At 73.1% G+C, this 11,441-nt stretch carries 11 protein-coding genes; 8 read left to right on the forward strand and 3 right to left on the reverse strand.

Annotation, left to right across the window (positions count from 1 at the left end; all coding sequences use genetic code 11):
- Positions 1 to 4 precede the first annotated feature (4 nt).
- The 3 genes from rsgA to ACFWVE_RS26715 all read right to left on the reverse strand — a co-directional run bounded on the left by rsgA (position 5) and on the right by ACFWVE_RS26715 (position 3,259).
- Entirely contained in the window at positions 5 to 1,015 is a 1,011-nt protein-coding gene (gene rsgA / locus ACFWVE_RS26705) for a ribosome small subunit-dependent GTPase A (RefSeq protein ID WP_384018888.1), read from the reverse strand.
- A gap of 11 nt (positions 1,016 to 1,026) precedes the next feature.
- Positions 1,027 to 2,343 carry a 3-phosphoshikimate 1-carboxyvinyltransferase gene (gene aroA, locus ACFWVE_RS26710; RefSeq protein WP_384018891.1) on the reverse strand — a complete coding sequence of 439 codons (1,317 nt, stop codon included), beginning with the start codon at positions 2,341 to 2,343 and terminating at the stop codon, positions 1,027 to 1,029.
- Positions 2,344 to 2,536: 193 nt separating this feature from the next.
- The gene (locus ACFWVE_RS26715; RefSeq protein ID WP_384018894.1) at positions 2,537 to 3,259 is read right to left on the reverse strand and encodes a M50 family metallopeptidase; all 723 of its coding nucleotides are present in this window, start codon (positions 3,257 to 3,259) and stop codon (positions 2,537 to 2,539) included.
- 50 nt (positions 3,260 to 3,309) lie between these two features.
- On the opposite strand from ACFWVE_RS26715, the gene ACFWVE_RS26720 reads away from it, so the two are divergent.
- The 8 genes from ACFWVE_RS26720 (at position 3,310) to def (ending at position 11,320) form a co-directional block, all read left to right on the forward strand.
- Positions 3,310 to 4,164: an SOS response-associated peptidase gene (locus tag ACFWVE_RS26720; protein ID WP_384018897.1), complete on the forward strand. Its 855-nt coding sequence runs from the start codon at positions 3,310 to 3,312 to the stop codon at positions 4,162 to 4,164.
- A gap of 10 nt (positions 4,165 to 4,174) precedes the next feature.
- A complete protein-coding gene (locus tag ACFWVE_RS26725; protein WP_384018917.1) occupies positions 4,175 to 4,996 on the forward strand; it encodes an alpha/beta family hydrolase in 822 nt (273 codons plus the stop codon).
- Between the two features lie 263 nt (positions 4,997 to 5,259).
- The gene (sigR, locus tag ACFWVE_RS26730) at positions 5,260 to 5,946 is read left to right on the forward strand and encodes an RNA polymerase sigma factor SigR (RefSeq protein ID WP_384018920.1); all 687 of its coding nucleotides are present in this window, start codon (positions 5,260 to 5,262) and stop codon (positions 5,944 to 5,946) included.
- Positions 5,943 to 6,278, forward strand: a complete 336-nt coding sequence (rsrA, locus tag ACFWVE_RS26735) for a mycothiol system anti-sigma-R factor (protein ID WP_384018900.1) — start codon at positions 5,943 to 5,945, stop codon at positions 6,276 to 6,278. Before sigR ends, rsrA begins: the two co-directional genes overlap by 4 nt.
- Positions 6,279 to 6,485: 207 nt before the next feature.
- The gene (locus ACFWVE_RS26740) at positions 6,486 to 7,937 is read left to right on the forward strand and encodes an HD-GYP domain-containing protein (RefSeq protein WP_384018903.1); all 1,452 of its coding nucleotides are present in this window, start codon (positions 6,486 to 6,488) and stop codon (positions 7,935 to 7,937) included.
- Positions 7,934 to 9,274, forward strand: coding sequence for an HD-GYP domain-containing protein (locus tag ACFWVE_RS26745; protein ID WP_384018906.1), 1,341 nt, complete (start codon positions 7,934 to 7,936; stop codon positions 9,272 to 9,274). Before ACFWVE_RS26740 ends, ACFWVE_RS26745 begins: the two co-directional genes overlap by 4 nt.
- Before the next feature lie 269 nt (positions 9,275 to 9,543).
- Positions 9,544 to 10,524, forward strand: coding sequence for a tetratricopeptide repeat protein (locus ACFWVE_RS26750; protein ID WP_384018909.1), 981 nt, complete (start codon positions 9,544 to 9,546; stop codon positions 10,522 to 10,524).
- 145 nt (positions 10,525 to 10,669) lie between these two features.
- Complete coding sequence (def, locus tag ACFWVE_RS26755; protein WP_384018912.1) at positions 10,670 to 11,320, forward strand: peptide deformylase; 651 nt, start codon at positions 10,670 to 10,672, stop codon at positions 11,318 to 11,320.
- The last annotated feature ends 121 nt before the right edge of the window (positions 11,321 to 11,441 follow it).

An 11,441-nucleotide genomic window follows, 5' to 3' on the forward strand; every position in this document is an offset into this window, starting at 1 on the left:
CGGGTCAGTCGCCCTCCGTGCGCTCCCGGGCCGCCAGCAGCCGCCGCAGCGAGTACAGCCGCGCCGGGTCCGCGTGTCCCTCGGCGACCCACGCGTCCAGCGCGCAGTCCGGCTCGTCGTGGCTGCACGCGCGGGGGCAGCCCTCCGTACCCGGACCGAGGTCGGGAAAGGCGAGGATGACCCGCGACGGATCGACGTGCGCGAGGCCGAACGACCGCACTCCAGGGGTGTCGACCACCCATCCCTCGGCGCCCGACAGCGGCAGCGCCAGCGCGGACGTCGTCGTATGGCGCCCCCGCCCCGTCACCGCGTTGACATGCCCGGTCGACCGCCGCCGCTCCTGCGGCACCAGCGCGTTCACCAGGGTCGTCTTGCCGACCCCGGAATGCCCCACGAACGCCGTGATCCGGCCCGCCAGCTGCTCCCGCACCCGGTCGGCCGCCGCGCCGCTCTCCAGTTCCGCGCGGCTGGTGACGACGTACGGGATGTCGAGGTCTCCGTACAGCTCCAGCAGCTTGTCCGGTGGCGCGAGGTCCGACTTCGTCAGGACCAGCAGCGGGGTCAGCCCGCCGTCGTACGCCGCGACCAGGCAGCGGTCGATCAGGCGCGGGCGGGGCTCGGGGTCGGCGAGGGCGGTGACGACGGCCAGCTGGTCGGCGTTGGCGACGACGACCCGCTCGTAGGGGTCGTCGTCGTCCGCGGTACGGCGCAGTACCGACGTCCGCTTCTCGATGCGGACGATCCGCGCGAGGGTGTCCTTCTGCCCGGAGAGGTCGCCGACGATCGCGACCCGGTCGCCGACCACCGCCGCCTTGCGGCCCAGCTCACGGGCCTTCATGGCGAACACGGCCCGGTCCTCGACGAGGCAGGTGAGCCGGCCCCGGTCGACGGTGAGGACCATGCCCTCGGCGGCGTCCTCGTGTTTGGGCCGGATGTGGGTGCGCGGCCGGTTGCCCTTGCGGTTCGGGCGGGAGCGGATGTCGTCCTCGTCGGTGTGCTTGCCGTAGCGGCGCATCGTCTGTGGTCCTAGGCCCCGAGCATCCCGGCCCACAGTTCGGGGAAGTCCGGGAGGGTCTTCGCCGTGGTCGCCACGTTCTCGATCTGCACGCCCTCCACCCCGAGACCGAGGACCGCACCGGCGGTGGCCATGCGGTGGTCCTCGTACGTGTGGAAGACACCGCCGTGCAGCCGGCGCGGGCGGATGTGCAGACCGTCGGCGGTCTCGGTGACGTCGCCGCCGAGCTCGTTGATCTCCTTGGTGAGCGCGGCCAGGCGGTCCGTCTCGTGCAGCCGGAGGTGGGCCACACCGCGCAGCGTGGACGGCGAGTCCGCGAGCGCCGCGACGGCCGCGATGCCCGGCGTCAGCTCACCGACCTCGCCGAGGTCCACGTCGATGCCGTGGACCGATCCGGAACCGGTGAACTCCAGCCCCTGCTCGGTCAGCTCGCAGGAACCGCCCATCTCGGTGAAGATCTCCCGCAGCCGGTCACCGGGCTGGGTGGTACGGGCCGGCCAGTCCGGTACGAGGACCCGGCCGCCGGTCACCAGTGCCGCCGCCAGGAACGGCTGGGCGTTGGACAGGTCGGGTTCGACGGTGAGATCCCGTCCGAGCAGGGCCCCCGGGGTGACCCGCCAGACGTTGGGCTCACCGCCCGACTCCGGACTGTCCACCTGGGCGCCCACCGCGCGGAGCATGTCGACGGTCATCCGGATGTGCGGCAGGGAGGGAAGCGTCGCGCCGGTGTGCCGGACCTCGACGCCCTGGTTGAAACGCGGCGCCGACAGCAGCAGCGCGCTGACGAACTGCGACGACGAGGACGCGTCCACCGACACGGTGCCGCCCTCCAGGGCGCCGCCGCCGTGCACGGTCAGCGGCAGCGCGCCCCGCCCGTCGTCGTCGATCCGGGCACCGAGGTGACGCAGCGCGTCGATGACGCCGTTCAGCGGGCGCTCGTGCGACCGCGGGTCACCGTCGAACCGGACGGGGCCGTCGGCCAGGGTGGCGACCGGGGGAAGGAACCGCATCACCGTGCCGGCGTTGCCGACGTCGACGGTGGCCGGGCCGCGCAGGCCCGTGGGCAGCACCCGCCAGGCCTCACCGGTGCCCTCGGGGCCCACGCCCTCCTCGATCTCGATCCCCATGGCCCGCAGTGCGCCGGCCATCAGCAGTGTGTCGCGCGAGCGGAGCGGGCGGCGCAGCCAGCCGGGCTCGGAGGCGAGGGCGGCGAGCACGAGAGCACGGTTGGTGACCGACTTCGACCCCGGCACATGGACCGTCGCGTCGACGGCTCCGCTCGCGTGCGGGGCGGGCCAGAGGGCGGTGTGCGCGGGATTAGCGGTCATGCGCACCACTTTAGTGGCGGTCCCGGCCACCGGGCGTGCCCGGGACGGCCCGGACGGTCGGTCCCCGAGCCGTTGTCCCCCTGGTCGAGCCGCTCCGCCGGGCGCCCCTCGGCGGAGTGCGGGTGGAGTCCCGCGCGGTGGACACCTCCGTTGACGTGTCGGCGACCACGGTCCCCGGGTCACTCCTACGGCGTCACAGCCCCAGCAGCCACCGTCCGCCGCCGAGCAGCGAGCACAGCGACACCGCGTGGAACAGGAAGAACCACAGCCCCGCCGGTACGTGCGTCAGCCGGGACAGCTGGTCCGCGTCCGAGTCGCCCGCGCCCCCGCGCGCCCGCTTGGTCTGGAGCTCGAACGCCGGGCGCACCCCGCCGAGCAGCAGGAACCACACCACGGCGTACGCGAAGGCCGCCTGGACCTGCGGGCCGGCCAGCCAGGACACGAGGACGAACGTGCCGCCGGTGAGCAGCACCGTCAGCGCCCCGTAGGCGTTGCGGATCATGACCAGCATCGCCACGAGCAGCACCGTGGCCAGCCACAGCAGCAGCGTGATGCGCCCGGCGCCCAGCAGCGCCGCACCGCCGAGGCCCAGCAGAGGGGGAGCGGTGTAGCCGGCCGCGGCGGTGAGGATCATGCCGATGCCGGTCGGTTTGCCGCGGCTGACGGTCAGGCCGCTGGTGTCCGAGTGGAGGCGTATCCCCGTGAGGGTGCGGCCGGTGAACAGCGCCACGAGCCCGTGGCCGCCCTCGTGCGCGATGGTGATGGCGTTGCGCGAGAGCCGCCACAGCCCGTGCGGCGTGACCACGACGAGGGCGGCGGCCAGTGTGGCGATCACCACCCACAGGTCCGGGTCGGGCTGGGTGCCGGTGACCTCGTCCCAGAGGGAGGCGAGCGAGGCGGATGCGGTGCTGTCCATATGGGGCGGGAGCTCCTCGTGGTGGCGCGGAGTCTGGCAGTGTTGCACGTATGTGCGGACGGTATGCAGCGAGTCGCAGGCCCGAGGATCTCGCAGGAATCTTTGGGATCGACATGGGGGTCCCCCCTGCTCGAGCGGAGTCGAGAGCTCGGGGGAGCGAGCCGGAAGAGACCCTGGAGCCCGACTACAACGTGGCGCCCACCAAAGAGGTGCCCGCCGTGCTCGACCGCGCAGTGAAGGACGCGGACGACCCGCGGCCGGTTCGGCAGCTGCGGAAGCTGAAGTGGGGCCTGGTGCCGTCCTGGGCCAGGACGCCCGACGGCGGGGCCCGGATGATCAACGCCCGCGCGGAGACCGTCCACGAGAAGCCGTCCTACCGTCGCGCCTTCGCCACCCGGCGCTGCATCCTGCCCGCCGACGGCTACTACGAGTGGGTCACCGGCACGCAGGAGCGGGACCTGGAGGTCGAGGGCAAACGCAAGCGCCCCCGAAAACAGCCGTACTTCGTGACACCGGCCGACGGCTCGGTGTTCGCGATGGCGGGTCTGTACGAGTTCTGGCGGGACCGGACCCTGCCGGACGACCATCCGCGGGCCTGGTGGGTGACGTGCTCCGTCATCACCACCGAGGCGGAGACCACGCCGCTCGCGGTGGCGCCGGCGGACGGCCCGAGGGCTCTGGCCGACATCCACCCGCGGATGCCGCTGATGCTCACACCGGACCGCTGGGACGCCTGGCTCGACCCCGCCCGCACGGACACCGAGGAGCTGCGCGGGCTGCTCGCGCCGCCGCCCTCCGGCCTGATGCGTGCCTTCCCGGTCTCCACCGCGGTCAGCAACGTCCGCAACAACGGCCCGGAGCTGCTGAGGGAGCTGGAAGCACCGGAAGAGAGCACACTCTTCTGACGTGACGCCTGTGAAGAACACGAAGAACACTCCTGCCGCGGTCGGCTCGGCGGAACCGCCGTCGGTCGAGACCGTGGAGACCGACGTCGGTCCTGCCCGCATCACCTGGCACCCCGCCCGGCACCCCGCGCGTTTCGTCCTCGCGCTGAGTCACGGCGCCGGCGGCGGCATCGAGGCCCGGGACCTGCAGGCCCTGGCCGCCGTGCTGCCCGCGCACGGCACGACCGTGGCGCTGGTGGAGCAGCCCTGGCGGGTGGCCGGCAAGAAGGTGGCCCCCGCGCCGAAGACCCTGGACACCGGCTGGCGCGGCCTCTGGCCCGCGCTGACGAAGCCGGACCTGCCGGTGATCTCGGGCGGGCGCAGCGCCGGAGCCCGCGTCGCCTGCCGGACCGCCGGTGAACTGGGCGCCCATGCCGTGCTCGCCCTCGGCTTCCCCCTGCACCCGCCGGGCAGGCCCGAGAAGTCCCGCGCCGAAGAGCTGCTCGGGACCGGGGTGCCCACCCTCGTCGTACAGGGCGGCAACGACCCCTTCGGCAGGCCCGGAGAGTTCCCCGAGTACAGGAGGGGACGCGCGATGGGGGTCCCCCCAGGCGTTCAGCTCCGGGGGAGCGTCGGTGCAAGGGCGGTGGCGGGAGACGGGTGGGCGTACGAACTGGTCGAGGTGGCGTACGGGGATCACGGCCTCGCCGTCCCCAGGCGGGCGGACATCACACAGGAGGAGGCCCTGGCGGTCGTCACGGACGCTGTCGTGCGGTGGGTCGGCTCCCTCGTGGAGCAGCGGGCGCCTCTCAGGCGTACCCGGGCGGGCCGGGCGCCCGGCCCGCCCGGGTAAAGCTTCGGGAATGTCCGGACGTCCCCCGCTGTTGACGCCGACGTGTCCGCCGGTCCGCCGGCGCAGCCGTCGTAGTCGTAGGAGAGGAAGTCCGCCGCATGGGTTCGACCTTCTGCCCGAGCCGCAAGGGCCGCACCGAGCTGGACTGGACGGTGCTGCACGCGGCCAGGACCGTCCCTGTTCGGGCGGCGGACGGACCGGATCGTCGTCTATCCTCCGATTCGAGTGAGACCGCTTCCGGTCCCACGACAACTCTGGAGGAGGTGGGTCCGGTTCCCGGTACCGACGCAGGGACCGAACACGGCCAGGCGGAGCAGCCCGAGGGCCAGGGCGACAAGCGAGCGGAATCGACCGCCGAGCGCAGCGCGCGCTTCGAGCGGGACGCGCTCGAGTTCCTCGACCAGATGTACTCGGCCGCCCTGCGCATGACGCGCAACCCGGCGGACGCCGAGGACCTGGTCCAGGAGACGTACGCCAAGGCGTACGCGTCCTTCCACCAGTTCCGCGAGGGCACCAACCTCAAGGCGTGGCTGTACCGGATCCTCACCAACACCTTCATCAACTCGTACCGCAAGAAGCAGCGGGAACCGCAGCGCAGCGGGGCCGAGGAGATCGAGGACTGGCAGATCGCGCGGGCCGCGTCCCACATGTCGACCGGTCTGCGTTCCGCGGAGGCACAGGCGCTGGACCACCTCCCCGACTCGGACGTCAAGGAAGCGCTCCAGGCGATCCCCGAGGAGTTCCGCATCGCCGTGTATCTCGCGGATGTCGAGGGCTTTGCCTACAAGGAGATCGCCGACATCATGGGCACACCCATCGGTACCGTGATGTCCCGGCTGCACCGTGGCCGCCGTCAGCTGCGCGGCATGCTCGAGGACTACGCGCGCGAGCGCGGACTGGTCCCGGCGGGTGCCGGAGAGTCGAACGAAGCGAAAGGCTCGAGGTCATGAGCTGCGGAGAGCCGCACGAGACGGATTGCAGCGAGATCCTCGATCATCTCTACGAGTTCCTCGACCGTGAGATGCCGGACTCCGACTGCGCGAAATTCGAGCACCACTTCGAGGAATGCTCGCCCTGTCTCGAGAAGTACGGGCTCGAGCAGGCGGTGAAGAAGCTGGTCAAGCGGTGCTGCGGGCAGGACGACGTGCCGGGCGACCTGCGCGCCAAGGTCATGGGCCGGATCGACGTGATCCGCTCGGGCCGGGCCGTTCCCGATCAGGACGTCACCGTCTCCGAGGCGGCCCAGCGGCCCCAGGCCGCTCCGGCGCAGCAGGAGTCCTGAGCCTTTCAGGAGCCCCGCTCTCCGAGGCCCCCTGCTCGAACACCCCCGAACAGTTGCCCCGGTAGGCACCCCCGAAAGGGGAGCGCCCTCACTCGTACGCGCTAATCCGCGGGTCAGGGGCCCGCGGAGGCGCCGTCCGTCCCTCTAGGCTCCAGACCCTGACAGGCGGCAGGCCGAGTGCGGCCGGCACGGCCGGGGGAGGGTCTGATGGAGGCGTTACCGGCACGGGCCCGCGTATACGTGGCCGGTGTCGCCGTGGCGGGTCTGCTCTGTCTGCTGCCGGCGGTGCCGCTGTCGCCGGTGCGGGCCGTGCCCGGTCCGGACGTCTCCTGGCGGGCCGTCGCGTCGCTCGCCGTGCTGTACGCCTGCTGCGAACGCCTAGCCCGGTCCCGGCACCTCGGTGCCCCGAACCCCGGCGGCACCTTCCACCCCGTACTGCTCGCCGCGGCCTTTCTGCTGCCGCCGTCCGCCGCAGCGCTGGTCGTGCTGCCCGGTGCGCTGCTCACCCCCGTGGAGCAGCGGCCGTTCCTCGCACGGCGGATCTGGCGGGCCGGGCAGCTGACTCTCGCCGTGTGGGCCGCGAGCCGGGCACACCGTGCGGCCGGCGGCCGGGAAGCGGTCGCGAACGGCGACGTTCCCGCGGCGCTGGGCGCGTCCGGCGCCTCGGTGCTGGTGTTCTGCCTGGTGCTGACGCTGCTGGACCGCGGCATCCTGGTGCTCGCGGGTGGCCTGCCGCTACGGCCCGGGAGCCGGACGACCCGGCGGACGACGCGCCGGAGGACCCGGCAGACGACCTGGTGGCGGCTGTTCCTGCGATCGCTCGCACCGGTCACCGTGCACGGGCTCGCCGGACTGATGATGGCCCTGCTGTGGCGCAGCCCCCACGGGCCCGTGTCCGCGCTGCTCGTGCTGCCGCCGATGTACGTCTCGTGGTGGGCGTTCGCCCAGTACCACCGGGAGCGGGCCGCCCACCAGGCCACGATCCGCGCGCTCGTGCAGGCCGTCGACATCAAGGACGGGTACACACGCGGACACAGCGAGCGGGTCGGTCAGGCCTCCACGATGATCGCGCGCGAGCTCGGCATGGACGACGAGCGGACCGAGGTGCTGCGCTTCGCCGGCATCCTGCACGACGTCGGCAAGCTCGGGGTGCCCACCCGGCTGCTCACCAAGGACGGGCCGCTGACCCCCGAGGAGCGGCGGGTGATCGAACTGCACCCCGAGTACGGGCACGAGATGGTGCGGGGGATCTCCTTCCTGGGCGAGGCCCGCGCGGCCGTGCTGCACCATCACGAGCGGCTGGACGGCAGCGGTTACCCCTATGGGCTGGCGGGCGGTCAGATCCCGGAGTCCGCGCGCGTGGTGGCGGTCGCCGACGCCTTCGACGCGATGACCTCCAACCGCTCCTACAGCAGGGCACGGCCGGTGCCCGTGGCGCTGGACGAGCTCCAGCGGTGCGCGGGAGGCCACTTCGACCCGCGGATGGTGGAAGCGCTGGTGCGGGCGATCGGCCGGACCGGCTGGCATCCCGCGGTGACGGCCGAGGACGTTCCCCGGCCCCCCGGCCCGCCCGTTCCGCCGGTCGCCGAACCCGTCGCCGGGCCGGTCGCCCCGCCGGTTGCCGAGCCGGCCGCCGATCCGCCCGGGGCACGCCGATGACCCCGCGGCCGCACGCCCTCGTGCACGTCTGCGCCGCCGTGCTCGCCGCCGGCTGCCTCGGCGCCACCCTGTGGCACGGGGTCGCGGAACGAGGCGCCGCCCTCGCCTTCGGCGTACTCGTCGCCGTCGGGGAACTCACGCGGCACCACGGCCCGCGGCGGCCCCGAGACGGACGGCAGCCCGGTGAAGGAGCGGCGCCGGGCGCCGGAACGCAGCCCCGCGACGGACCGCGGGTCCGTCAGGCCGCGCCGCTCGCCGCCGCCGGGTCACTGGCGTACGCGCTGCTCGGCGAGGCCGGTGGGCGGCCCGGCCACCACGGCGCGGCCCAGGCCGTCGCCGTGGTCCTTGCCGCCTCCCTGCTCGGCAGCGTGCCGCACATCGGGCGCGGGCACGGACCCACCCGCGACCGGCTGGCCCGCCGGACCCTCACCGTCGGTTTCGTCGCCGTGTGCTTCCAGCCCTTGTACGGCAGGGGGACGTTCGACGGCTGGGGCGGTCCCGCTTACGCGCTGCTGCTGCTCGCCCTGCTGTCGCTGTCCGCCCTGTGCGACGCCGTGCTCGCCGCCGCGCTGGCCCGCTCCCGCACCGGCTGGCCCTTCCCGCCGGTGCTGCGCGACGAACTGCGGGCGCTGCCCGGCATCGGGGCCGCCGTCGCCGCGACGGGCGCGGTGATGGCGCTCGGCGTCGCGGCCGTGGGGCTGTGGGCGCTGCCCCTGCTCTCCGTGCCCTTGCTGCTCGCGCAGCTGTCCTACCGGCGGTACGCGGCGGTCCGGGCCACCTACCGGCAGACCATCGCCTCCCTCGCGCGGGCCACCGAGATCGCCGGCTGCACCCCGGCCGGGCACGCCCGCAGGGTCGCCGACCTCAGCCGGTCGGTGGGCCGGGACCTGGGGCTGACCGAGCCGGATCTGGTGGTGCTGGAGTACGCGGCCCTGATGCACGACATCGGCCAGCTCAGCCTTGTCGATCCGGTGCCGGCGGGTGCCACCGCCGCCCTGCCGGCCACGGAACAGCGGCGGATCGCCCTGCTCGGCGGCGCCGTGGTCCGCCAGACCGGGGTGGACCCGAGGGTGGCCGGGATCGTGGAGCGGCAGGCCGAACCGCACCGGGAGCAGCCGCTGGCCGCGCGGATCGTCCGGGTGGTGAACGCGTACGACGAGAGGTCCCGGGCAGGAGGTCCCGGTGGGCCGCTGGCGGCACTGGAGGAACTGCGCCTCGGCACCGCCGGCGAGTACGCGCCCCAGGTCGTCGAATCCCTGGCCCGGGTGCTGTCCAGGGCCAAGGTCAGGGTCAGGGAGCAGGCAGACGGGTACGACGACGGAGGCGGCCGGTCGTGAAGCACAGGGAGGCCGCCGGGGGACCACGGAGGCCGGGATGTGAGGATCGGGGCGTGAGGACGAGGACGACGTAGGGGAGCGACGGGGGGAGGGGGCGTGAGGACAGGCGCCCGACCGCGGCGAGAGCCGCGAACCGTACGGTCTGACCCGGGCCGGCCCGGGGTAACCCATGGGTAATGAGCGCCCTTCCGGCCGTACGTGGTTGGATGCGAAGGAGACGGTGTCCGGGGGCTAGGCCGCCCACCGCACGGAACTGGCAGGCGGGAATCGTGAGGATCTTCGGCAAGGGACGGAACAGGCCCTCCGCCTCCTGGCGGCAGGCCACGGACCGCGCGTTCACACTCATCGGCGACGGCCGTTACGAGGACGCGGGTGCGTTGCTCACCCGGGCCGCCGATCTGGAGCCCTGGCTGTCGGAGTCCTGGTTCAACCTCGCGCTGCTGCACAAGTTCCGGCACGACTGGGAGCAGGCGCGGACTGCGGGCCTCAGGGCTGTGGCGTTGCTCGACCGGGACACCGGCGCGCCGGACTGGTGGAACGTCGGCATCGCCGCCACAGCCCTGCAGGACTGGCCGCTGGCCCGCCGCGCCTGGCAGGCCTACGGGCTGAAGGTGCCGGGGAGCCCCACCGACTCCGGCGAGCCGCTCGGCATGGACCTGGGCAGCGCGGCCGTGCGGCTGTCCCCGGAGGGGGAGGCCGAGGTCGTCTGGGGGCGGCGGCTCGACCCCGCCCGGATCGAGGTGCTGTCCATTCCGCTGCCGTCCTCCGGCCGTCGCTGGGGCGAGGTCGTCCTGCACGACGGGGTGCCGCACGGCGAGCGGAGCACGGCCGCCGGGCACACCTACCCGGTGTTCGACGAGATCGAGTTGTGGGCACCCTCGCCGGTGCCGACGTGGGTGGTCCTGCTGGAGGCCGCGAGCGAGGTCGACCGGGACGCCCTGGAGCAGCTGGCCGGGGACGCCGGGTTCGCCGCCGAGGACTGGTCGTCCTCGGTGCGGTTGCTGTGCCGGCTGTGCTCGGAGTCCCGGATGCCGTCCGACGAGGGGGAGGGCGAGCATCTCGACCCGCACGACCACAGCGAGCCCGGACATCCCGGACCGCTCGGCCACCGCACCGACGGGCAGTTGTGGGTGCCGGAGCGCGAGTGCGGGCTGGCCGCGCCGGCCTCGCTGGTCCGTGGTCTGCTGGACGGATGGGTCGCGGACAGTCCGGACTCGCGGGACTGGCGGGACCTCGAAGAAGTCTGCTGAGGCGTTCCCGGGACCCGTTCACCGGACCGGTTGTCGGACCGGTTGTCGGACCGGCCACGGGTGAGGGCCGGTCGGCGGGCCGTCCGTTCGCCGTACCCTGTATCAGCATCACACCCCATGGTTTCCAGGAAGGCGTACGTCGGTCATGGCTCAGCAGGACACCGATCAGCAGCACGCGGGCGTGCTCCCCGTCGACGAGGAGGGCTACGTCATCGACACGGAGGGCTGCGCGGAGCGCGAGGCCGCCTGGGTCGAGCGTGGCACCTCGCGGCCGATCACCGTGGTCGGCAACCCGGTGCTGCACAAGGAGTGCCGGGACGTCACCGACTTCGGCCCGGAATTCCAGCAGCTGGTCGCGGACATGTTCGCCAGCCAGCGCACCGCCGAGGGAGTGGGCCTGGCCGCCAACCAGATCGGTGTCGACCTGAAGGTCTTCGTCTACGACTGCCCGGACGACGACGGCGCGCGCCACGCCGGCGTGGTCTGCAACCCCAAGCTGGTCGAACTGCCCGCCGAGAAGCGCCGGCTGGACGACTCCAACGAGGGCTGTCTGTCGGTCCCCACGGCGTACGCCCCGCTGGCCCGGCCCGACTACGCCGAGGTGACCGGTCAGGACGAGCTGGGCAATCCGGTCAAGGTGCGCGGCACCGGTTACTTCGCACGGTGTTTGCAGCACGAGACGGATCATCTCTACGGCTACCTGTACATCGACCGGCTCTCCAAGCGGGAACGCAAGGACGCGCTGCGGCAGATGGCCGAGAACGAGCCGCGCTATCCCGTGGTCGCCAACGACTGATCTCCTGTCACACCCGTGACGTCCGGGCCTTTTCGACCCTTTCGTCCCCTGGATCGCAGAATTTCCTCGCGCACGGCGCCTGGTCCGGTGTCCCCACCGGAACAGGCGCCGTACGTCTTTC

It is taken from the genome of Streptomyces sp. NPDC058632, assembly GCF_042717095.1.
Classification (GTDB): domain Bacteria; phylum Actinomycetota; class Actinomycetes; order Streptomycetales; family Streptomycetaceae; genus Streptomyces.